This window comes from Clostridium novyi NT (genome assembly GCF_000014125.1).
Lineage (GTDB): Bacteria > Bacillota > Clostridia > Clostridiales > Clostridiaceae > Clostridium_H > Clostridium_H novyi.
Genome location: NC_008593.1, coordinates 792,211 through 816,789, shown reverse-complemented (window position 1 = coordinate 816,789; position 24,579 = coordinate 792,211). Strand labels below are relative to the sequence as shown.

The following is a 24,579-nucleotide window of genomic DNA, read 5'->3' as shown; positions in this document are numbered from 1 at the left end:
ATCTCAATATGAGATATCATTTTTATTTATTAATTAATATATAATTTATTATTACTTAATTATTATCCAATTTTTCTCTACCTTTTTACAATTTAATCCTATATCCTTGTTATCCTTTTCTATTTTTCCCTTACTTTTACTTGCAATTTCTGCATTAAAAACTATATACGCTGTATCTTTATTAACTTTCATTTCTTTTACTACAACTTTCCCCACTTTTACAGCTTCATTTCTGCCCTTTGCACTATCTTCAAATTCTTTTGTCCAATTATTAATTATAGTTTCCATAAATTCCTTATTATTCATATCCATGTTTATAGGTTTTATTATTTCAAATTTTACAGCATCACTAACCTTTGGAACTTTAATTACTGTAAATTTACCGTAAACAGGTTTATTTAGATTTTTACCTGATATTGATTTAACATCGTTCTTTACAACTATATAATAATCTCTTTCATCTTTATAATTTTTCTTTGGCTTTATTTTTATAGATTTACCATCATCATTAAGCTTAATGTCTATATCTTGTCTTTCTCCATCTTTAGTAACTACAATAATATTATTGTTATTTATAGTATCCTTATCTAACTTCATATTAAATTTTATAGTCCATTCTTTGTTATCTGCAACTAAACTATTTTCCTTAGGCATAACTTCTTTGTAATGAGCTGGATCTCTATCAACTTTCTCTCCATAACATATAACTCCTGAATTTATTGTACCTATATATACTCTACCATCATTTCCTTTAACCATACTTGTTATTTTATCAGTAGATGGTATATCATAAAGTCCTATAAACTTTTCCTCAGCTCTATCTTTTGTATACACCATATTTTTGCCAATCCATAAAACTAGTTTGCCATCATCTGTTCTACTTAATTTATTTATATCTTTATAAGTCTTCATTAACACTAGACCTTCATTATTAAACCTTTCATCTTCCTCTGGAAGAAGATTTTCATCTAGCTTGTATACTTTATACCCTGTTTTATTATCCTTATAAACAAATTCAAATTCATTATTTTCATTTAAAAATACATTAATAGGTTCTTTTCCATCTTGTGCTCTAAAATTAACTGCTCTAAAATTATTGCCTTCTAATTTATTGAATCTTATATTTTCACCACTTTGAGTTATTAAATAAACATTATTATCCTTGTCATTTTGTAATATATTTTTGTCAACTGATTTAAATGAATAAATCTTTTCTAAAGGTATATTGATTACATTTTTATTTTTATTTACAACATATATATTTTTATTTCCCAGAACATATATACTGCCATTTTTATCTGCTTTAGCATCACTTGCAAATTCATTATACTCACTTTTATTGAATTTAACATATTCTTTCATAGAATTATTTTTTAATGTATAAAGAGTATTATATTGTGCAAAATACACTTGTCCATTATATACAATAGCATTATTGTAATTAGCAAACTTAGTTACTGCTTTATTATTTAAATTAAATTTATCATCCTTTATACTAACATCCACTACAACATCATCATTTAAACTCTCATCTGAATACTGACTGTAATTATCACTTAATATTCTAATATCTGAATCATTATCCTTTAGAACTAATGCAGAATTTTGCACATAGCTATCTATTACAACATCTTCAGTTTTACCATTTTTTATAATTGTAAATCCTCTAGTGTTTTTAATTACTAAATTTTCTTTAGAATCTACACTTATTTCCTTACTATCCTCTGATACAGTATAAACTTTTTTAATTTTTCCATTACAAATTTCTTTAATAGAATCTCCTTGTAAAAGCCATATGTTGCCCTTACCGTCCTTTGTTATATTCTTTATGTTTGCTTCATTATAAGACTTTATAACTTTTCCATCTAAAGATATATGAGATATTTTCTCATTATCTAAAATCCATAAGCTTCCATCCTCTTCTATTTCATAATCATTAATATCACTTTTAATAGGAATCTTATCTGTTTTTCCATCTTTATGTACTTTAACTATAACATAATTTATTTTGCCATCTTTATCAGTCTCTTTAGTTTTAAAATAGTAACTTTCTTTATTGTCGGTTTTTAAATCAGTAATACTAGCATTGTAACTTAAAACTGTACTTTTTATAAAATCTTCTAATTTCTTAGGATTTCTTTTTAGTTTATCTATATCTATTATTACTTTATTATAAGATTCTCCCTCTTTACATGGAGTTAAATATATATATTTATCACACTTTAAAATATTTGTGTTTGATAGGATCTTTATTTCTCCTAAATCATATTTTTTACAATTTCCATCTTTTATTAGGTATAAGTTTGATTCACTTAGAGCCATTGTAAAATCTTCATTTTGTTCTACTTTTAATATTTTTTCATTAATTTTGTACTTATTTTCTATTTTTGTAGAACTTTTATCATAATCTTTATACCCTTCTAACGCCTGTGCATTGGTATTTGAAAAATTTATCGGTATTAATGAGAATATAAATAAACTTGCCACAAAACTTGTTACGCCATTCCTGTATTTCATTTTTATTCCTCCATTTCAATAATAACCATTTACAAACATTATACTACAATTAATATAATTCATTAAGTTAATTTTATTTTAAATAAATAAAAAAACCTGGCAGCAACTATACTACCAGATTTTTTTATTTATATTAATTAGATATTGAAAGGGCTTATTTAACTACCTTGTCAGGATTCAAGATATTTTTTTCATCAAAGGCTTTTTTAATACCTCTCATGATGTTCATGTAGTTTTGTCCATATTGTTCAAACATGTATTGTTTCTTAGCATATCCAATTCCATGCTCTCCTGATACAAGTCCATTTAATTCTTCTGACTTTTTATACATAAGTTTGAATAATTCATCTAAGTTCTTCTTCCAATCAGCGTCACTTAATTCATCACGACAGATGTAAACATGTAAGTTTCCATCTCCAGCATGTCCAAAGCTTGGAATTCTCATATTGAATTGTTTTTCTAATTCATGAGTGTATTTAATAAATGTAGCTACTTGATTTCTAGGTACAACAACATCACATTCATCCATTTCTGTAGTAGAACCTTTTATTGCTTCAAGGAATGCTCCTCTTGCTGACCATACAGATTCTTTTCTTTCATCTGTATCAACTATGAATACATCTAATGCTCCTTCTTTTAAGCAAAGGTCTGCAACTGTTTCATAATCACGTTCTACTTGTTCTGCACTATTTCCATCAAATGTTAATAGAAGGTATGCATCTGATGAACTATCTGGGAATTTCTTTCCTAGATACTCTTCAGCACATAGAATTACTTCTCTTTGCATGAATTCTATAGCTGTTGGTATTGCTTTAGATTTTATAATCTTTGGCACCATTTCAATTGCTGTATCTATATCTTTATATGGAATAAGTAAGCTTATTGATTTTTTAGGTAATGGTAATAATTTTAGTGTTGCTTTTGTTACTATACCTAATGTTCCTTCTGAACCAATAATTAAATCTTTTAGGCTATATCCAGAACTGTTTTTAACTACTTTTCCACCTAATTCTAAAACTTCCCCATTTGGAAGAACTACTTCAAGTCCTCTAACATAATCCCTTGTAACTCCATACTTAACAGCCCTCATTCCACCAGCATTTGTGCTTATGTTTCCACCTATTGTAGCACTTTTTTCACCTGGATCTGGGGGATAGAAAAGGTTGTTTTCTTCTACATATTTTCCTATTTCCATTAAAAGTACTCCAGGTTCTAGTGTTAGTGTTAAGTTTTCTTCATCTAATTCTAATATATGATTCATTTCAGTAGTTTCAAGCATTATTCCGCCGTGTAGTGGAACTGATGAACCAACAAGTCCAGTACCAGATCCTCTTACTACTACAGGTATAACATTTTCATAAGCGTGTTTCATTATCTTAGATATTTCTTCTGTTGAATGTACTCTTACTAAAACGTCTGGATAACTGCTTATACCACCTAATTCATCATGACTATAATCTTCGCTTATATCGTCTCCATATATAACATTATCATTACCTACTACTGATTTTAAGAATTCTAAGTCTTTATTATCTATTTTTTTGTATTCACACATTGCTATAACCTCCCTGATTTCAATACCGTAATTTTATTTAACTAATTATTTACAAGTTGAAGCTACTTCTTTTTTAGCCTCTTCTTTATTAAGTCTTTGTATTAAATTTGGTATTATTTCATAAAGATCTCCAACGATTCCATAGTGCGCTACATTGAATATTGAAGCATTTGGATCTTTATTTATAGCAACTATTGTATCTGCATTATTCATCCCAGCTACAAACTGTACTGCTCCTTGAATTCCTACAGTAATTATAAGTTTTGGTTTAACTGTTCTTCCGCTAAGTCCTATTTGTTGTTTTGCATCTATAAAGCCCGCTTCAACAAGTGGTCTTGTTCCAGCTATTTGGCCTCCTAATGCATTTGCAAGTTCTTCTATAAGCTTCATGTCTTTTTCTGATTTTATTCCTCTACCAGCTGCGACTATAACTTCTGCATCAGATATACTTACTTCTTTTTCTTTTTTAGTTATATTAAGAACCTTAATACCTGATTCAAACTTACTTTTATCAATTTCACAGTTAATAATTTCTCCATTAGGCATTTCTGTTCTATCTAGAGGTGAGAATATCTTATATCTAACTGTTGCAAACTGAGGTCTATTATTGCTTGTTATAATTTGTGCCATTATATTTCCACCAAATGCTGGTCTTATTTGTACTAAGTCTGTGTTGTCTTTCATATCAAGTATAGTACAATCTGCTGTAAGTCCAGTTTTAAATCTAGCTGCAACTCTTGGTGCAAGTGAACGTCCAACTGTAGTTGCTCCAACTAAGATTGATGATGGTTTAATATTTTCTATAAAGTCTTCAAATACTGCTGTATATGGCTCTATTCTAAACTCTTTTAGTTCTTCATAATCATAAACAAATACTTTATCAGCACCATAGTGTAGTAATTCTTGTGCTTTTTCTTTTATATTGTGACCTATGAATAGTGCGTACACTGGATGATTTATTTTTTTTGCAAGCTCTTTTCCTTTTCCAAGAAGCTCGTAAGTTACAGGATGGATTTCTCCTTCTACATGGTCTACATACACCGCAATTCCTTTCCATAAGTCTTTGTCTATTTGTTCAACTTTTTCCTCAACGTATTCAACTACGCCTTCAGGACCTTTTCTAACACATAACTTACACATTTTACACGCTGCTGATATTTCTAATTTATCTCCTTTTGCTTCCATAGCTCCAAAAGGACAAATCTTTACTAACTCATCAATAACTTCTTTGTTTAATTTATTTTCATGAATAACTAATTTTCCCATAATAAATCCCCCTTTGATTGTTTAAGGTTCTAGGCTATACTACTCGCCAAGAATTAGGTTCCATGTCTTAAATTTTAAACAAATTTAAGTTCTTTAAGTTTATTTAATAGTCTATCTGTAAGTTCTTCGCCACTTCCTTGCCACATTTCTTTGTCAGTATTGACTTCTGGTGGGAATATTCTTTCAACTTGAGTTGCAGATCCATTTAATCCGTAATGATTTTCATCTGTATCCTCAAAGTCTTTTAAACCAAATACTTTTATTTCTTTATCCTTAGTAGATAATTTAGTTTTGTAAGATGGTAATCTTGAAGTGAAAATATCCTTTTCTACAGTGATAAGACATGGATATTTAATTTCTTGTATTTCTACAGTTTCTGGCATATCCATTTCAACTGTTATTGATTTTTCATTAACTTCTACAATTCTTCTTACATTTGCTACATGTGGTATATCTAAATATTCTGCCATTTCTGGGCCAACTTGTGCTGTATCTCCATCAGTTGTTTGTTTTCCACATATTATAAGATCAGGATTTCCTGTCATTCTAACACCTTGAGATATTGTGTACGATGTTGCAAGAACATCTGCTCCAGCGAATTTTCTATCTGAAAGCAAAGTTCCTTCATCTGCTCCCATCATAAAAGCTTCTTTTATAATATCTTTTGCTTGAGGTGGTCCCATAGTGATTACGTTTACTTTACCGCCATTCTTTTCTTTTATTCTAAATGCAGTTTCTAAAGCAAATAAATCATAAGGATTCATTTTTGAATCTATTCCATCTCTTTTTAATACACCTGTAACAGGATCTACTTCAACCTTACTTGTTCCTGGCACTTGCTTTATACAAACTAAAATTTCCATAATTAATCCCCCAATCAAATATTAAAAATTTTAACTAAGCTTTAATACCACATTGTTATATATTTTTCAAACTTATTGATTTGTTATTGCGGAGCAAAACCTCCACCAAAATAAGCTATACAACCTAAAATTACTACATAAGCTAAACAGAATTTTAATGTTCCATTAAGGATTTTACCTTCTGTTCCTTGAATTCCTGTAGCTGCTGTTGCAACTGCTATACTCTGAGGTGAAATCATCTTTCCAGCTGTAGCTCCTCCTGTATTAGCTGCTGCAAGCCAATAAGGACTTAAATGTAATGAATTTGCAACTTTAACTTGAAGTTCACCGAATAAAACGTTTGCAGAAGTGTCGCTACCTGTTACGAATGTTCCAAGTGCTCCTATAACTGGTGCTATGAATGGATAGAATCCTCCAGTTATTTTAACTAATACTGCTGCAATTGCTGTTATCATTCCGCTGTAACCCATTACTTTTGCAAGTGAAACTATTGAAACTATTGTTATAGCTGACTTTGTCATTTGTTTTGTTGTATCCCAAAGCACTTTCATAATTTCACCAAACTTAGCTCCTTGAATTAATCCACCTATAGTAGTTGCTATTATTATAAGTGTTCCTGGAGTTGCTATCCATTTAAATACATATGGTTTAGCTCCTTGTCCAGTATAAATAGGAACTTCTGTTTTTATTGCTGATAATGCACTGTTAATAGGTCCGAATAATGGACTTGTAACAATTATAATTAAAAATACTAATATAAATGGTATCCAGGCTATGAATCCTTTTTTGAAAGGTATCTTTTCAGCACTTTTATCTGCTGTGTCTTTGTAGAATACCTTAGCCATTAATATAGTAACTCCCATACAAACTATACTTCCAAGTAATGCTGGTAATTCGGCTCCCATATACTTAGCCGCTAATACTTCTGGGATTGCAAATGCAAGTCCTGATGCAAGTGATATACCAAATACACCTTTTATTGCTTTTACATTTCTTTCTGTTATCATTACTAATAAAATAGGTACAATTGCTATTAATGCTCCCAGTTGAAGTGCTACTGCATAACTAAGTAATGTTGGATCTAATCCTGCAACCTTTGCAAGAGTTGATACTGGAATTCCAATTGCTCCAAATGCTGTTGGAGTAGTGTTAGCTATAAGACAAATTATTGCTGCAAATACTGGATCAAATCCTAATGCTGCCATAATACTTGCTGGTATTGCAACTGCTGTTCCAAATCCAGCTATAGCTTCTAAAAATCCACCAAATCCCCATGCTAATATTAAAACTAATATTCTTTTATCCGTAGTAATGCTTGTCATAATTTTCTTTATAATGTCCATACTTTTTGTATACATAGAAAGATTATAAGTGAAAACTGCTGCAATAATTACTAGCATTATTGGCCAAATTGCAAGAGCTGTACCTTCTAAAGTTGCAGTAAGTGCATCTATTATAGGCATCTTCCATACTATAACTGCTAATACAATAATTAAGGCCAAAGTAGCTGGACATGTTATATGTCCTGGCATTTTTAATGCACCTAATGAAACCATTAACCAAATGATAGGAACAAGTGCTATTAAACATAATACATACATATTCATTTTTTTACCTCCACATTTTTAATTTTTTACTTCGGTCTCAGTGGTATGACCATCTTTCCTGTAAATACATATTATCATAATTTTTAGACTATTTCTATAATAGTTATTTTATTAACATTTAAAATTTTCTAAAAACACTTAATTATTATTAATATTTTGTTAAAATTTTATAAAACACTTTTCATATAACAATCATTTATGTATATTTTTGACACAATATAGTTATTTTATTAACAATGTCGAAAAAATAATAAGAGTCTAGATTTTCATCTAAACTCTTATTAAAAACTAATTTAAATTTTCATTTATTAATTCTAAATGATTTCTCATAGCCTTTACAGCTTCATAGGGATTATGATTTTTTAGAGCTTTTAGTATATTATCGTGTTGTTCATCTATAATTTCTTTATGTAAATCACCTATTATGCTCTTTCTTGCATCCTTGATAAAATAATCCATAAGTGTAGAAACAGCATTTATTATACTCACTATTAAAATATTGTGACAAGCACCTGCAATAGAATAGTGAAATTGTGTATCCAACTTAACCTTTTCTTCTTCATCATCTGAGCTTTTTATTTTTTCCAAAATATTTTCTATTTTTTTTAACTCTTCATCAGTTATTCTTTCTGCTGATAATGCAGCAGTCTCTATTTCAATAACTTTTCTAAGTTCAAATATCTCTTCTAATTTACAATCATTAAGCATAAACATAATAGACAATGGTTCTAATAGAGTATCATTAAAATTAGTTCTTATAAAATTTCCCTCTCCCTGTTTACACTCTACTATTCCTACGATTTCTAAAACTCTTAAGGCTTCTCTTATAGAAGTTCTACTAACATGTAATTGTTCTACAAGATCCCTCTCTGATGGAAGTTTATCCCCTTTTTTTAAAGTTCCATCTTGAATCATTTCCTTAATTTGATTTATTACCTGCTCGTAAACCTTGGTATTCTTTATGGGAGTAAACACTTTACTCTTCTCCTTCCCCTATACTATAATAGTATTATACTTTTTCATTATATAATTTTTATACATATTTGGTCAATATTTCTTATTGTTTGCAAAAATTATTTATCCTTGACATTAATCTTGACATTAATATAATAAGTGATATAATACGAACATAGTTCATAAAAAGGTGGTTATTTTAATGCCTAAAATACTAGAAAATATAAAAGACACTATTTTAAGTGAAAGCAAAAGAATTCTAATAGAGGAAAATTACAAAGCACTTAACATAAGACAAATAGCTAAATCTTGTAATATTGGTATAGGTACTTTTTATAATTATTTTTCCACAAAAGATGAGTTAGTTATGGAAATTTTAAAAAATGATTTTAATAAAAGTATAGAACTTATTGAAGTCCTAAAGCATAGTGATATATCTTTCAAAGAAAAAATAGAGAAGTTATATAACTCTTTTAATTTATTTTTGGATGAATACATAGCTATATTTTATGAAATTTCCTCTGTAAAAGGAATTAAATGTAGACGTGATTCTTATTTTTCTAATCTATATAAACGTCTTAGTGAACTTATAGATATTGAAAAAGAAAAAGGAACTTTTAAGAATGATTTAGATTCATATAAATTTGCTATTTTTATAATATCTAATCTTTTTTATCTAACTAAAACTCACTACATATCTTTTGAGGAATTGTGTCAATTTCTAAATATATAAGTATATTATAAATATAAGTCTTGTAATGGGATTATTTGTTAGCTATTTATAAATATATTTTTAATATTTATTATTAAGAATATATTTATATATTTTATCTCTTTATGAACATAGTTCAACATTGAAAGGAGTTTTCTAACTATGAATAAAAAAAGTCATTTTGGAGCACTCATAGTCTTCTTATTAGGAATATTTATGGGTGCTATAGATAGCGGTATTGTATCTCCTGCAAGAACTGTAATAACAAACAGTTTTAATATAAGTGGGAACATAGGAGTTTGGATGATAACTATATACACCCTTGCTTATGCCGTTTCTATGCCAATTTCAAGTAAGCTTTCAGATATATACGGCAGAAAAAAAGTTTATGGTATTAGTATTGTGATCTTTGCCCTTGGATCAACCCTTTGTGGTATTACAAACTTTTATGGCAACTTCTCAATGCTTTTAATATCAAGAGTAATTCAGGCAATTGGTGGTGGTGGAATAATGCCTATTGCAACAGCTATGATAGGGCAAAGTTTTCCTAAAGAAAAAAGAGGTTCTGCTTTAGGACTTGTAGGTTCTATATATGGAATTGCAACAATGCTTGGACCAACTTTGGGCTCTACTGTACTAAACATAGCTGGAAATGAAAATTGGGGTTGGATTTTCTTTATAAATATACCTATAAGTATAATAATATTAATATTAATGAAGAATTTAGAAGAAAGTAAAGCAGATACTACAAAATCTTTAGATTTAAAAGGAAGTGTTATTTTAAGTTTAATTATAGTTTCAATTATGTATGCCTTAACTAATTTAAACTTCTTTCACTTTAAGGAAAGCATAAAAAGTACATCTGTTTATCCTTATCTTTTAATATTTGTTATTCTTATACCAGTATTTATTGCTGTAGAAAGAAATGTGGATGACCCTGTACTAAATTTAAAATATTTTAGTGATAGACAAATACGCCTAACTCTTGTAATAAGTTTTATTGTTGGTACAGGTCTTATGGGAGTTGTATTTGTTCCTCAATTTGCAGAAAATATACTTAAAATCAAAACAGGTAGTGGTGGCTACTTAGTTACTTTAATGGCCATATTCTCTGGAGTTGCAGCTCCCCTTGGTGGAAAATTAATTGATAAGTATTCAGCTAAATTTATAATGACTATTGGATTCTTATGCACCATTATAGGCACACTATTTATGGCATTTTTCGTAACATCTCATCCTGGATTTCTTTCTATTCTTATAGGACTTGCATTTATTGGTCTTGGAATGGGATTTACTATGGGAACTCCCCTAAATTACTTAATGCTAAATTATGTATCATCTGAAGAATCTGCCTCAGCTCTATCAACATTATCATTAATTCGTTCAATTGGAGTTACTATATCTCCAAATATAATGGTAAATTTTATAGTTGAGGCATCAAAAAAGATACCTAATAATATACAAAACATACTTCCTCCTATAAATGTTCCAGGATCACATGGACATGATATGATTTCAAATTCAATACCTAAACCTATTTTAGAAAAGTTTAAAACATCAGATGTTACAACAATAGTTGATGCAGTTAAAGATTTTTCATCAGCTATGATAGATAAAATGATGCCAAAAGGAAATCCTTTTGCCACTTCTTTTAAAGCTGATTATTTAAACAAAATAGAAAATAGCAGATTTTCAATAGAACAAGCTTTTCAAAGCACACTAAATAGTGGATTTAAAAATATGTTTATAGCATCTTGTTGTTTAGCTATACTAGGTTTAATATTTACTCTTATGCTTCGTAATAAAGCATCTAAAAATTAAATATATTATATAAAATAAAGGGATATATTAAGTAATATTTAGTACTTAATATATCCCTATTTTAATGGTATTAGTCTACATTTGGTAAACTATTTAATGCTTTAAAATTCATATTTCCATTAACTACAGCTTTATTTTTATCATTTTGTAATTCAATAGTGTTTTTCAATTCAAAACTTTTTTCTTTATTATTTTTGTCTTTATCATTATTACTAATATTTATAACATCTTCAACTAAAATATACTTGCCATTCTTTTTAAGAGTATTTTTAGGTATTTTAATACAATTATTCCCACTCTTTTTGATATTCTTTACTAACTGTATCTTGTCTCCATCTACTGAATACAATTTTAAATTAGATTTTCCAACTGTTTTTATACCAGAAATAGATGACTTTAGGATGCTATCATTTTCTATAAAATCTTCAGCCTTTTGTCCATCTCCTATATTTATAACAGTTCCTACTTGATATCTAAATCCATTTATTAATTTTATATCTTTATTTAAAATCTTTCCATTTTGTTGATAAAATACTCCCATCTTTTCTACAGATAAAGCCGCTTTATCATCTTTAATTGTAAATGTTTCTTTTCCGAAGGCTTTTTCTTGATGCTGTCCATCTACATCTGTATAATTTATACCTCCATAACTTTCTTTATCGCCTATTGTATATTCCCCACTTTTATTAGCTTTTACCTTTATACTAAACTTAAACTTCTCTAATTGATCCTTACTTACAACATATTTAATATTTCCATTTTCATCTTTTTCTTCATTGTATGATATATTATCTAATTTAAATTTTATACTTCTTCCATCTTTGCTTATGCTAACATTTAGCTTATCCTTTAAACTCTCTTTAGAACTATTTGAAACTATATCTTCTATAACTAATCCATCTGGTAAATTCAATTTAAATTCAATATCTTTTACTACGGGATTTTTTATTTCATCGGCTATTCTATTATAAACATCTTCAAGTTCATCACCATGCATAGCTTCTCTATAGTATCCATTACCTGCATCTGCTATCTGAGTTAGTTTATCTCTACTAATTCCATTACTAAAACCTACAACGAAGTTGTTTACCCCATTTTCACTAGCTCTTTTTAATGACTCTTTTGCGTAATTTAAAGCTATATTACCATAATCATTGTCACCACGATTTATAATAATATTTTCATCTGAATAAATGTAATCTTTAGGATTATACTCAAACTTATAGTTATAGTCTGTTATTAAATTAAATTTTTCTAACTCTCTTCCATATCCATCTAAAATTGCTCCAACTGGTGTATCATATATATTCCTTCTATAAAAATTACTATAATGCTCTGTTCTTTCACTTTTTACATTACTATAACAAGTAGCCGCTGTTGGAATACCATCTGTCATTAAAACTATATATTTATCAGCATTACTGCCATTGTTTAACAATCCATTAGCCTTTCTTATTCCATCTCCTATATTTGTAGCACCATAAACAGATAATCCATAATCTATTGAACTATTGATACGATCTAATTCATTAGTAAGCGAATGAACCACTTCTCCTTTATTACCATAAGACACTAAACCTATTTTTGTATTTGACTTTGTTTCAAACTTATTCACAAAATTCTTAGCCGCCTTTTGTAATTCATCAATTTTAGATTCTGAATATGCAATAGCATACCAACTTCCATCTGAATAATCATATTTTAAATAATATCTTTTATTATCTATCTCAATATACTCAGTATAAATTTGTCCATTTATTATAATATCTCTTTCAGATGTATATAACAATTCATGAATAATATACTTTTGTCCATTTTCTAAAGAAACTCTTCTGTACCATTTCCATTCTTTTTCAATAAATACTTGATCTACTGAATAATTTATTCTATATTTTCCCTCTACTTTTCTATCAATCATACTTCCAGAAGTATCTACTAGAAGAACTATTTCTTTATCCTTTGAATTAGCATCATCATAATCTTTTTTATTTACACCCATAAGAGAACCTATATCATAGCTTATATCAAATGTTTCACCTACTGTATAATTTTTTGCATTGATATTTTGTTTTAGTTGAAACTGGGATGTTAAATTAGATTTTTTATTTTCTGTAGCAAATACTTTTATACCTATACCCTGACTAATTATAAAAACTAAGCTCATAAACAAAATACTTATTCTTTTTAATTTTCTCATATTAACTCCTTCTTATTTATTTTAAATTCCTATTATTACATTATATTAATATTTACCAACTTATGATTATAACTACTTTTTTAGCTTTTATATTATACTATATTTTTCCAAAACAAAACACCACCTATTTAGAGGTGGTGTTGGTTTAATCAAGATTTGGTAAGTTATCAGTCTTATTTATTGTTATTTGTTTTGAAGTTTTATCACCATTTATTTCAATGTCATCTTTTAAGACTGTATTGCTTTCTATGTTTTTAAATAATATACCCTGGGTAACTATATATTGTTGTCCTTTTTTAAGAGTTCCTCCTTTTATAGTAATCTCTCCTTTATTCACAGATATTTTATCATTTGAAATTCTTTCTAAATCATTTCCATTTAACTCATATAAAAATACTCCATTAGGTGAATTTTCATTTATTAACTTAATATTAACATTATTATTTGTACTAAAACTATTTTTTATCTTTATATCTTCTTTTATATTACCTTCATCATTTTCATCTGATTTATTACAAGGTTTTATTACAATACCTACTTGATACATAAAATTATTCATTATCTTAATATCAGTATCTTGTATATAATTCTTTATAAAATCGTTATCTTTATCTAAATTCTCTTTATCCTTATCTGAAATTGACTTTAGTATTCCAAATTTATCAACTTCTATATCTAGTTTACTCATTGTTATATTAATTGTTGGAGTAAATCCTTCTGTATACTCAACACCATATAAATCTTTATAACTTAAAGTTGCTTTATTATTATTTTCACCTAATACATAGTCTTTGTTTTCTTTAATCTTTACTTTTATGTCAAAATTAATATTATCTCTTTCAGGAATATAAGTTTTTCCATCTTGGGACTTAATGTATTTTACATCATTTATTTTTCCTATAATAGTCGAAGAATTATCTGCGGATTTTTGCAATTTAAAATTTGAATTATTACTAAAGTCATCTACTAATTCTAAGCCTTTTGGAAGTTTTAAATTAAATTCTAAATTACTTACACAAGGTGCCTTTATAGTATTTATATCCTTTTGTATCTCATCATATTGTTTTGATAATTCACCTAAATCTTTAGCTTCTTTATATTGAGCATTATCTCCCGCTATTTCCTTTAACTTTTTAGTATCTATTCCATCACTAAAACCTACAATTACATTATTTATATTCTTACTCTTTGATTTTTGCATAGCTTGTTTAGCATATTCTAAAGCATTTTTATCATATTCATCACCAAATTTTATAACGTATCCTTCATCTCTATTATCATTTTCTAATTTAAAATCACCTTTGACTTCGCTATAGTAATACTTTCTATTATAACACTCAATATAACCTTCTGGACAATATCCCAAATCAAGTTCTTCTTCACCATATTTACAATTATTTAATGTCTTAATAGTGTTTGCATAACAAGTATACGCAGTAGGAACTCCATCTGTCATAAGAATCATATATTTTTCACTATCTTTATCACATTTATCAAGTATAGAATATGATTTTCTTATTCCATCTCCTATATTAGTAGCTACATCGGCTTTTAAAGAATTTATTCTCTTCTTTATTGTTTCATTATCTTTACTACTTAAAAATACCTTATTACTATTATCTAGTACTACATCTGCTTTACTTGAATATCTAACTATAGCAATTTCAGTATTTTCATCATCCTTAAACTTATCCACAAAATCATTTGCTACTTTTTTTACAGAATCAATTCTACTTCTATCTTGTTCATTAAATTCATATACTTTATTATCTTTTACATAATATTTCTTTCCATTAATAGTAAAGTTTCCACTTGCCAGTTGCACTGAAGATATTTCTATAGGATCTTCTCCAAAGAAAATATGTTGAAGTAATTCCATTAATTTTTGAAATGCATTCAATGGAGCACTAATTAAATTTTCATTTATGTCTATAAGTGTATCTATAGTCCTATCTATAAATTTTCCTCTTAATATCTTAGGAACAAATATTCCCTTACATAATTTAATTAAGTGAAATACTCTACCATTTATTTTTTGTAAATATCCTGGGGTTGCAATCATTGTGTTAAAATAAAAGTTAAGAGGTTTTCCCATAACTTGTGAAATAAACCCGTCTCCAAATATCCTATTCCAAAGTCCCTTAGTCTTATCATTATATAGAAACACTTTATACTTAAAAGTTTTTATATCAAAATAATACATTAACTTTCCCTTACATTTATCATCTTGTTGTTGTGATTCCGATAAACTTGCTTCTTTACTATCCATACTTCCAGATGTATCTATAGCTAAAACTATTCTTTTCTTTCTTTTTTTATTAACTTCTTCTTTTTTATTATCATTATTGGTTTCATTAAGATATTCCGTAGGTTTTAACTTTATATTATAATTAATTTTTATTTCATCACCCACATTATAACCTTTATCTTTTTTATCACATATATTTTGATTTAATTCTAATAAAGAATCTTTTATTATAATTATATCCTGTGAATTCGTGTATAAATTTTCTTTAGAATTATTTTCTTGTCTATTTATAAAGGATGTAATGCTGTATTTTCCCTCTTTTAAAGTTCTAAATTTTACTTTTATATTTAAATCTTTATTTTTACAAGAGTAAATATTAGAATTATCTTTATCAGAATCATAAACCATATTCTCTAAGTTGATATAGTATGCATTATTATCTTTTTTCATGAATTGTATAGTCTCATTTGTAATAGAATTTTTAAATTCTTCAATTGCTAATCCTTGTTGAACATTAAATTCAAGCTGTAAGTTCTTAATTAATGGCGCTTTTACTTTAGTTTCTATCTTATTATAAGCCCCATTTAAAGCATCTGTATTTCTAGCTTCTTCATATTCTCCACCTGCAGCTTTAGCTATTTTATTTAATTTCTCACTATTAGCACCATCACTAAAACCTATAATAAAGCTATTTATACCAACTTTTTTTAAACTATCGGCTTGATTTATAGAATGTTTCATAGCATAACCCCTATAATCATTGTAACCAAAATTTATAAAGGTATTATCTTGCACTTCATGTTCATTAAAATTTTCTTCAAATTTTTCACCCGCATAATCAAATGCAGTTGGAAAACCATCAGACATCAATATTACATATTTATCAGCATCTTCATTTCCTTTTTTTAGAATTTTTTGTGCACTTTTTAATCCAGCTTCTATATTAGTAGCTCCATTATAAGCTACTTTTAAATTATTTATACTGCTCTTAACTTCACTTAAACTTGATGTAAGCTCTTTTTGTTCAATAGCTCTAGTATCAAAAGATACTAATCCTATAGATATATTTTTATCATTTTCAAATTTTTTCACAAATTTTATTGCTGATTCTTGAGCATGTTTCAATCTATTTTTCTCATTATAAGAACTTTGTCTATAACATTTATTTCCCTGAATATAGTAGTTAGTAGTTCCCATTGTAATATAAAATAGTTTATGTCTACTCCCTCGCAAAAATGTAGTATTGACTAAATAACTTTTATCCTTAATATAAACTATATGACCTTCTTTAGTTGGAACACAATTATCAATATCATAACTTTCTGGTTCCACTAAACATTTCATACTTGTAGATGTATCCATAACCAACACTATTTCTTTTTTCTTATCTTTAGATTTGTACCAATAATCATATTCTTTCTTATTTATATCCTTAGGCTTGATTTTATAATTTATGTCAAAACTTTCCCCTAATTTATAAATATTATCTTTTGATTTTGGGGTGAAATCTTGTGTTACTTCTAATAATTTGTTTTGATTTTGATCGTTTCCTGTTGCCGCAAAGACTGGAACTGTAATTAGTTGAGTAATTGTAAAAATTGTAGATAGTAACAGCGTAAAAAATCTTTTAAAATTCCGACTTTTTTCCATATACATGCTACCTCCATTTTTATTAATTACATTATTATACTTCCTATAGCATTAATATAATTAGTTATATCTTTATCTTCAAGTTTTTTATCTAATGAAACTGTACTAATGTTTTTTATTAATTCTACTGAAATTCCCAATGAATTTTTCATATATTGACATAAACCAGGTATTTGGCTTGTCCCTCCATGTACATATACTTTTTTTATTTGCTTGTCTTTATTTTTGTTTTTAAAATAATCTAACATTCTAAGTATTTCTGAATTCCATCTATCAATAACATTTTTCATAGCTTCATTAACTATTTGTTTCTCTCCTGAAAAATTATCGAGAGTTAAATCTCCAAATATTATTTTCTTTTCTTCTGCAACATCCATATCAACTGAAAGTTCATTTGATATGCTTGAATCTATATAAGCACCTCCTCCCATAAGTACTCTTGTGAACTCTAAATTACCATTAGCTATTATGTTCATTTCAATTTCATCAGACCCTATATCAACAATTGCTATTGTATCTTCCTTTTGATAGTCTTTTTCATTAATTGTTATAATATCTTTAGATGATAATATTTTTTCCATTGCACTTAGACTTACTTCTAATGCCATTGGTTTAAGTTCTAATTCTTCTACTAAACTCCAATATGCTTTTGCCATTTTTTTAGGATAAACAACTACATTTGCTCTAACCATTTTAACTTCTTCCTTTTGAAATTCGTCTATTACTTTATGCTTTATTATGTATTCATTAAGGTCTATTGGTAAATATTGTTCTATATCATATTTTATCATTGATTTCATATCTTTTTCTTTCGCCCAAGGTATTTCTACTGTTCTTGTTATTATTGATGTGCTTTGAGATGTAAAGACCACATTTTTAGTCCTTGTTGATACTTTATCTATAAGTTTTCTAACTGCTTCTGCAATTAAATTAATATCAACTATACTCCCATCATTCATTGAATTTTTAGGAGTTTCTATCATGTCCATATTTGTAACAATAACTTTATCTCCGTCACATTTTCCTTCAACTAATTTTATATTTTTACTTCCAATATCAAATGATATAACTTTTCTTTTAAACATTTTGCACCTCCAGAACGTTTTTGTTTTTATGTTGTCTATTTTCTAATATAAATACCAGTTTATAATTTTTTCTCCAAACAATACTGCAATCATAGTTGCTATTGATATATATGGTCCAAATGGGATATAGTCTTTTCTACTTTTCTTTTTAGAAATAATGAGTATAGCCCCTACAGCTCCCCCTAATATAAATGATAAAAAGAGCATTAACACCGTCAATTTAGTACCTATATATATTCCGGAAAAAATACATATTTCAACATCTCCAAAACCCATTCCACCTGTTAATACTGCAATTAATAAAATAAATATTCCTCCTATAATAGCTCCTAGGAAATATGTTCTTACTGGTAATTTTAAATACCAATTTATAACTAAAAATAATATTCCAATTCCGATTCCAGTGGAAGTTGTGCTAAAGTAAACATCTGTTGTGTTGTAATCTATGCATCCTATTACAATTAAAAAACTAAACAAAATTAAGTATTTTATTAAGTCTAATGTTAGTCCATATTTTAAATATAAACTTAAAAACATAATTCCTGTAAATAGCTCCATAAGCGGTGATTTAATAGAGATTTTCTCTTTACAGTATCTACATTTTCCTCTTAAAATCACATAACTTACAATGGGAATTAAATCGTATGGTTTAATATTACTTTTACAGTTTGAACAATGTGATGGTGGATAAACTATTGATTCACCAGCTGGTATTCTGCATATACAAACACTTAAAAAGCTACCTATGATTGTCCCTAATATAAAAAAACTTACCGAAATCATTTTCCACCCTCTTCATTATTGTCTATTTTATTATTTTGTTTATTATAATTTCTAAAATAAACATCTGTACTTAGCTTTTGTTCTATTTTTTTCTTTTTTAAAGTTAATTTTATGTTTATTCCTTTAGCATTTTCTTCATTGCTTCCTTCTGGTAATAACTTCACCTTAATACCATTTTCATAATGGTTTTTCCATGTATACTCACTACCATCTTCATATTTGAATATTATTTCTTTTACATTATTTTTATCTTTTAATTCCTCTATTCCACTTGCTTCTAATGCCCTTTTGTTTATATCCTCTAAAATCTTTTCCCCTTTTCCTTGTAGCTCTAATCTTATATCAGCTTCATTTAAGGATTTAAAATTGCTATAAAAAAAGGGAGATACTATAGCTAGTAATATCATAAATATGACTAAAGCCAAGTTTACTTCTATTAATGTTAAACCATTCTTTATACGTATTTTTTCCATTTACATATCTCCCTTTTGATTATTTAATGATTTTCCAGTTTTTCATTTGTATAAGGTTATCTTTTTTAATAATAACTTCTTTGTCTACAATGCCTATACTTTCTTTACTTTCAAAGTTGTCTTTTTCTTTTATACCATCATCTACAAATATGTCCTTTAAAATTTTATAGTTATCCCATATTAAATTCATAATTCCTTCTTTATCCTCTGTTATGTCAAGTTTTCCACCATTATTTATTGTCAAGTTTTCTGTTACTATTAATATACCTGTAAATTTAAAATCTGAATCAACAGTTAAGTCACCATCTATTATCACAATAGATGCCTCATCTTTACTTAATAACTTTTCTAACTCTTTAGAACATACACTTTTATTTTTTATAATTATATTTGTAAGATTTTTAGTTTCATAATTTTCTACAATTTCTTTCTTATTAATAAACTTCTTTTTTTCACTTGTTTCTTCTTTATACATTTCTGTTACAGCCTTAACTTTATCTTGAATTTGATTATCTAAATTATATGTTGATTCATACAAATTTCCTTTTGAAACAATAGCACCTATAGATATATCGTTTTTTTTATTGGGTTTCCAATTTATATATACTCCTTTTTCCATATTATTGTTTTTATCCTTTTTATTATTGCCTTTATTTATTAACTCACTATAATCTTCATCTTCACAAATATATTTAAAATACTTACTTTTATCAAAAACATTTAATTTATCACCATTTAAAAACTTATCTACAAATGCTATATGTGGATACTCTGGATTTTTTATAAACTTATAATACTCGTATTCAACATCTAAAAGCTTTTTATAATACTTATCATCTTTATACTGATCTTTATAAATTAAAGGAAAACTATAAGCCTTATAGTTACCCTTTATGGATAAAGATTCTCCTGTTTGGTACTTTTTTTCTTCATCTTTTTTTAATTCTCCATTCTCATTTTTTTCCTCTTTATTTTTTATAAAATCAGCATAAGATGTTCCCATAATAATGCTTCCTTCATTCTTTAAGTCTCTTATTTTTAATAAGCAGTCAATATTTTCCATATTATCTACTGCATTTATATTAATAGAACTTGATTTATCAGCTGTTGAACTCTCTGATCCATCAGATAATCCATAATAAGCACCATCTATTAATACTTCACTTCCACTTGCATCAATCTCAAGGTCATCCTTAGTATACATTGATGCGTTTTTAACATTTAACGTGCTGTAAGGTGCATTTTCTTTAATTTGAACATTCTTTGCAAATAAGTCTCCTTCTACCATACACTTTGTCTTTCCTATAAATTTAAAATCCTCAGGTGTTGCTACTTTTCCACCAAAAGTTACATCTTTGGAACTATTTAATATGATTCCCCTATTTTCATTTATAGAATTTTTACCTTTTACATAAATATTTCCCTTTACCTTTGTTTCACCTTGAACATCCATGCTTCCATTTACTAATACATTTTTTTCTATAATTGGATATTTAGGTATTGATTTATTTTCAATTTCTTTATAATAAACTTTATTATAATCTGGTATATAAACATCATAATTGGTAGTTATTTCTTTAGGTATACCTTTGTGAATAAAATTAGATTTAATATTTATTGTTATTAATTTATTTTTTTCTTTTTCCGTAGCTTCTTTGCCTTCTGCAACTATTTTAGGTATTTCCTTATTACCATCTTCTTGAATGTTAAATTTATAATTATCCTCATTATTTAACTCATATACTATTCCATTATCTGATTCAGAACCCAATATATTCTCTTTATAAGCTAACTTAAATATTTTATTTTGACATTTTTTAAACTCATTATCTTTTAAAGTATAAATATAAGTCTTCTTATCATTCTTAATTTGGGGTTCATCTTTCTTATCAATACATAATTTATAGTAATTTTCCCATTCCATATGATTCAACTTTTGGAAATTACCTTTTTCATCAATCTTTTCTTCTGGATTTTGTATTATTGAATTTACTTCTTTTACAAATTCATTTACCTGCTCATCACCCTTAGTAATAGATTCATCAACCTTATTACCTATGATGCCATAAGCCTCATCAATTCCTGATTCTGCTCCATAAAGTCCTGTTTTTGCATTTGATTTTGCAATTCTTAATTTATAAGAAGATAGGGACATTGAAATAAAAGCCATACCTACTATACTAAGAAATGCAAACACCATTATAACAATGATTAAGCCTGAGCCTTTTTTAGATTTTTTTAATTTATCTATATTAATCAAATTATCACTTCCCTACTTTAAGAAAGTTCTATACCCCTCAATATTTTGTAGATTCTCACCTTTCTTACTTACCATAACTTTAATTTTATAAAGTCTACATGGCAAATAATTTTTCTTGTTGTTATTCTCATCGTTAATTAAATTAGAGAAAATTTTAACCTTTCCTTCAATCTCCTTAATGGTATAATCACAGGAACATCCAGAATCTTTTAAAAAATAAATATTTAAAGCTGAATTTATATTCCTATTTTCTATACTTACATTTACGTTATTATTTCCGCTTAATTTAACCTTTATATTTTTTTCATCTTTTCCCTGTTCATCATTTTTAATCTCTAAAGTTTTATTCTTATATTTATAGCTATCTACATCTATTTCTTCATCATATTTAATGTCTTTATATGCTTTATCCATATCTAATTCCTTAAACTTGTACTCTGTAGGCTCTACAAAAATTTTTACATTAAAATCATCTTTTTTATATTCCTTTTCTTTTTTTTCACTTCCAAATAAATTATCGTGTATATTGCCATTCTTTAACTTCTCCATTACCTCTTGCCCAATGGCTGAAGCTTTTAGTTTATCTTCTGATTGCTTTGTTATCTTTGTAGTTCCTAAAGTTAAAGAAAATATAGGAATTATTATTATCATAAATACTGCCAGTGCTATTATAACTTCTATTAAACTAAATCCTTTTTTTACTTTCATGGTCACCCCTCATTAAAACTTACTTACATTTATGGTTCCACCTTGTTTTATTATATTCACACGAGGTCTTTCTTTGTCATCACCTTGAACATCTACGTTTAGTTTTAGATTTGTTTTATTGTATATCTTTATATTTGCTCCAGCCTTATCATTTTTAGAATTTCTACTTGTAGAATATATCTTCATATTAAATTCCTTTGAATTTGGAGTAAATTCTTGTTCTTTCCCATTCTTCGGATATTGTTCTCCCTTAGTTTTATATCTATAGAAATACTTGTTGCCCTTTTGAACTAAGTATATTTCAACATCTTCTATACCATCATTATCAGCATAAACATAGGTCTTTCTTTCTTGATCCTTTGCCTTTCCAATCATTACTGTAGGTAAATCTGAAGATATTGGTTTTAAACTACAATAAAAATCATACTGTTTTTGAGGTTTACTAGATTCAAAAGCTTCTCCACTTGTTGTATTTGTAGCATTGTCTGCAGCTGTAGCGTCTCCATTTTGAGCTGGTTGTCCATTATATTTAAATACATCTACTCTTCCATATTCATCAGCAAAATTCCACTGTGTATATTCTGTATCATCATTATAAATCTTAGGAATAGCATAAAAATCTAATACCATATTTCCACTTATACCTTTTTCATCTACTGCAAAACTAATATTGCTTATTACTATTCTTTTATAAAATCCCTTTATTTCATCTATAAACTTTAATACATTTCCATAACTTCCTGTAAAATTAACTGTAATTGATAAATGTGTTGCCATAGGTTCTGATTTTTCATCTTTACTATTATTAGTTTTTTTAGGTTTATGTTCTTTACCTTTAACAGAAGTATTTCCTTCTAAATCATGGTACTTATTTACTAAATCTTCTAAAGGATTTTTTTCCTTCTCTTTACTATATTTTTTATCCTCATCTTTAAAAGTTTCTGTAACTGGTTCTGAAATTGACATTGAATTACACTGAACATTACATTTATTTATCATATCATCTAATGTTGTTATGATTTTTTCTTGAATAATTTCTGGGAAAAATGTACTACTAGAATCGTATATATTAGCATTTACTATTTTTATTTCTTTTTTTCTTTTTTCATTTTTTATTTTAAGTTGTGGTAGAGAGTCTACCTTTTCTTGAAGCTCTGTTCTTTGATCTGATAATGCTTTTATTTTTTCTGATTGCTTTGTGAAACTAAATTGATAATATAAAACTACTAAAGCTAAAATTCCTACTATTATTAATAATATTTTTTCTTTTTCACTAGTTTTTAGTTTATCTGATATTTTACTTTGCATTATCTTTGCCCTCCTTCAATTTAAAACTTATATTAAAATTGAAAGAATAACTGTTTTCATCATTAGAATTCTCTGATATGTCTGGAACATGTACTTCTTCAAAAATTCCAAGTTCCTTTAAATTATGTTCAAGTTCTCCCACAGCAACCCTAGTTTGTGATGTTCCTTGTATTGTAACTGTCTTATCTGAAACAGTAATATTTTGAAAAGAAACACTTTTAGGCACTGTACTTGATATGTCCTTTATTAAATCAGTATTTATGTAATCTTTTTTATTAACTGAGCTTTCAGCAGAAGAAACCAATTTATAGTAATCCTCTAATACCTTTAACTTTCTCTCCCCTTGCTCTTTTTCTCTATATGTAATCTTATACTCTTTTGAATTGATATTATCCTCTAATGATGCTATATCTTTTTTTAATAAATTAATTCTAAAACAATTTACAATAAATAAAGTAATCATGATTCCAATAACACAAGCCGCTCCAATAGCAGCATAAGTTGTTTTTGACTCTAGTCCACCTTTTTCTCCTTCAAAATACTCAAAGAAATTGTATCCCTTCATTTTCTCA

General features: G+C 27.2%; 17 protein-coding genes. 2 read left to right on the top strand and 15 right to left on the bottom strand.

Annotation, left to right across the window (positions count from 1 at the left end):
* Positions 1–51: 51 nt before the first annotated feature.
* The 6 genes from NT01CX_RS03685 to NT01CX_RS03660 all read right to left on the bottom strand — a co-directional run bounded on the left by NT01CX_RS03685 (position 52) and on the right by NT01CX_RS03660 (position 8,783).
* Positions 52–2,517: an Ig-like domain-containing protein gene (locus NT01CX_RS03685; RefSeq protein WP_011721701.1), complete on the bottom strand. Its 2,466-nt coding sequence runs from the start codon at positions 2,515–2,517 to the stop codon at positions 52–54.
* A gap of 154 nt (positions 2,518–2,671) precedes the next feature.
* Positions 2,672–4,072 (bottom strand): FAD-binding oxidoreductase, encoded by a 1,401-nt coding sequence (locus NT01CX_RS03680; RefSeq protein WP_011721700.1) that lies wholly within the window; start codon positions 4,070–4,072, stop codon positions 2,672–2,674.
* A 45-nt stretch (positions 4,073–4,117) separates the two neighbouring features.
* Complete coding sequence (locus tag NT01CX_RS03675) at positions 4,118–5,338, bottom strand: electron transfer flavoprotein subunit alpha/FixB family protein (protein ID WP_011721699.1); 1,221 nt, start codon at positions 5,336–5,338, stop codon at positions 4,118–4,120.
* Between the two features lie 74 nt (positions 5,339–5,412).
* The gene (locus tag NT01CX_RS03670) at positions 5,413–6,201 is read right to left on the bottom strand and encodes an electron transfer flavoprotein subunit beta/FixA family protein (protein ID WP_011721698.1); all 789 of its coding nucleotides are present in this window, start codon (positions 6,199–6,201) and stop codon (positions 5,413–5,415) included.
* An 83-nt stretch (positions 6,202–6,284) separates the two neighbouring features.
* Positions 6,285–7,808 (bottom strand): L-lactate permease, encoded by a 1,524-nt coding sequence (locus NT01CX_RS03665; RefSeq protein ID WP_011721697.1) that lies wholly within the window; start codon positions 7,806–7,808, stop codon positions 6,285–6,287.
* A 288-nt stretch (positions 7,809–8,096) separates the two neighbouring features.
* A complete protein-coding gene (locus NT01CX_RS03660) occupies positions 8,097–8,783 on the bottom strand; it encodes a FadR/GntR family transcriptional regulator (protein ID WP_011721696.1) in 687 nt (228 codons plus the stop codon).
* A gap of 181 nt (positions 8,784–8,964) precedes the next feature.
* Here NT01CX_RS03660 and NT01CX_RS03655 point away from each other — a divergent pair, with 181 nt between their 5' ends.
* Complete coding sequence (locus NT01CX_RS03655; RefSeq protein ID WP_011721695.1) at positions 8,965–9,495, top strand: TetR/AcrR family transcriptional regulator; 531 nt, start codon at positions 8,965–8,967, stop codon at positions 9,493–9,495.
* Positions 9,496–9,636: 141 nt separating this feature from the next.
* A complete protein-coding gene (locus NT01CX_RS03650) occupies positions 9,637–11,295 on the top strand; it encodes an MFS transporter (protein ID WP_011721694.1) in 1,659 nt (552 codons plus the stop codon).
* Positions 11,296–11,365: 70 nt separating this feature from the next.
* Here NT01CX_RS03650 and NT01CX_RS03645 read toward each other — a convergent pair whose 3' ends face one another.
* The 9 genes from NT01CX_RS03645 to NT01CX_RS03605 form a co-directional block, all read right to left on the bottom strand.
* Entirely contained in the window at positions 11,366–13,492 is a 2,127-nt protein-coding gene (locus tag NT01CX_RS03645; protein WP_011721693.1) for a vWA domain-containing protein, read from the bottom strand.
* 145 nt (positions 13,493–13,637) lie between these two features.
* The gene (locus tag NT01CX_RS03640) at positions 13,638–17,390 is read right to left on the bottom strand and encodes a vWA domain-containing protein (RefSeq protein WP_242648501.1); all 3,753 of its coding nucleotides are present in this window, start codon (positions 17,388–17,390) and stop codon (positions 13,638–13,640) included.
* Between the two features lie 26 nt (positions 17,391–17,416).
* The gene (gene pilM, locus NT01CX_RS03635; protein WP_011721691.1) at positions 17,417–18,475 is read right to left on the bottom strand and encodes a type IV pilus assembly protein PilM; all 1,059 of its coding nucleotides are present in this window, start codon (positions 18,473–18,475) and stop codon (positions 17,417–17,419) included.
* Between the two features lie 42 nt (positions 18,476–18,517).
* Complete coding sequence (locus tag NT01CX_RS03630) at positions 18,518–19,258, bottom strand: prepilin peptidase (RefSeq protein WP_011721690.1); 741 nt, start codon at positions 19,256–19,258, stop codon at positions 18,518–18,520.
* Entirely contained in the window at positions 19,255–19,731 is a 477-nt protein-coding gene (locus NT01CX_RS03625; protein ID WP_011721689.1) for a type II secretion system protein, read from the bottom strand. The genes NT01CX_RS03630 and NT01CX_RS03625 overlap by 4 nt, the downstream gene beginning before the upstream one ends.
* Positions 19,732–19,750: 19 nt before the next feature.
* Positions 19,751–21,991: a hypothetical protein gene (locus NT01CX_RS03620; RefSeq protein WP_011721688.1), complete on the bottom strand. Its 2,241-nt coding sequence runs from the start codon at positions 21,989–21,991 to the stop codon at positions 19,751–19,753.
* A 12-nt stretch (positions 21,992–22,003) separates the two neighbouring features.
* Entirely contained in the window at positions 22,004–22,699 is a 696-nt protein-coding gene (locus NT01CX_RS03615) for a type IV pilus modification PilV family protein (RefSeq protein ID WP_011721687.1), read from the bottom strand.
* A gap of 12 nt (positions 22,700–22,711) precedes the next feature.
* Positions 22,712–24,007: a hypothetical protein gene (locus tag NT01CX_RS03610; protein ID WP_011721686.1), complete on the bottom strand. Its 1,296-nt coding sequence runs from the start codon at positions 24,005–24,007 to the stop codon at positions 22,712–22,714.
* The gene (locus NT01CX_RS03605; RefSeq protein WP_011721685.1) at positions 23,997–24,572 is read right to left on the bottom strand and encodes a PilN domain-containing protein; all 576 of its coding nucleotides are present in this window, start codon (positions 24,570–24,572) and stop codon (positions 23,997–23,999) included. Before NT01CX_RS03605 ends, NT01CX_RS03610 begins: the two co-directional genes overlap by 11 nt.
* Positions 24,573–24,579: the final 7 nt, after the last annotated feature.

Excerpts from the sequence above, each read along its gene's own strand:
- NT01CX_RS03685 (WP_011721701.1), bottom strand. The coding sequence starts at position 2,517 with ATGAAATACAGGAATGGCGTAACAAGTTTTGTGGCAAGTTTATTTATA.
- NT01CX_RS03680 (WP_011721700.1), bottom strand. The coding sequence starts at position 4,072 with ATGTGTGAATACAAAAAAATAGATAATAAAGACTTAGAATTCTTAAAA.
- NT01CX_RS03675 (WP_011721699.1), bottom strand. The coding sequence starts at position 5,338 with ATGGGAAAATTAGTTATTCATGAAAATAAATTAAACAAAGAAGTTATT.
- NT01CX_RS03670 (WP_011721698.1), bottom strand. The coding sequence starts at position 6,201 with ATGGAAATTTTAGTTTGTATAAAGCAAGTGCCAGGAACAAGTAAGGTT.
- NT01CX_RS03665 (WP_011721697.1), bottom strand. The coding sequence starts at position 7,808 with ATGAATATGTATGTATTATGTTTAATAGCACTTGTTCCTATCATTTGG.
- NT01CX_RS03655 (WP_011721695.1), top strand. The coding sequence starts at position 8,965 with ATGCCTAAAATACTAGAAAATATAAAAGACACTATTTTAAGTGAAAGC.
- NT01CX_RS03650 (WP_011721694.1), top strand. The coding sequence starts at position 9,637 with ATGAATAAAAAAAGTCATTTTGGAGCACTCATAGTCTTCTTATTAGGA.
- NT01CX_RS03645 (WP_011721693.1), bottom strand. The coding sequence starts at position 13,492 with ATGAGAAAATTAAAAAGAATAAGTATTTTGTTTATGAGCTTAGTTTTT.
- NT01CX_RS03640 (WP_242648501.1), bottom strand. The coding sequence starts at position 17,390 with ATGGAAAAAAGTCGGAATTTTAAAAGATTTTTTACGCTGTTACTATCT.
- pilM (WP_011721691.1), bottom strand. The coding sequence starts at position 18,475 with ATGTTTAAAAGAAAAGTTATATCATTTGATATTGGAAGTAAAAATATA.
- NT01CX_RS03630 (WP_011721690.1), bottom strand. The coding sequence starts at position 19,258 with ATGATTTCGGTAAGTTTTTTTATATTAGGGACAATCATAGGTAGCTTT.
- NT01CX_RS03625 (WP_011721689.1), bottom strand. The coding sequence starts at position 19,731 with ATGGAAAAAATACGTATAAAGAATGGTTTAACATTAATAGAAGTAAAC.
- NT01CX_RS03615 (WP_011721687.1), bottom strand. The coding sequence starts at position 22,699 with ATGAAAGTAAAAAAAGGATTTAGTTTAATAGAAGTTATAATAGCACTG.
- NT01CX_RS03610 (WP_011721686.1), bottom strand. The coding sequence starts at position 24,007 with ATGCAAAGTAAAATATCAGATAAACTAAAAACTAGTGAAAAAGAAAAA.
- NT01CX_RS03605 (WP_011721685.1), bottom strand. The coding sequence starts at position 24,572 with ATGAAGGGATACAATTTCTTTGAGTATTTTGAAGGAGAAAAAGGTGGA.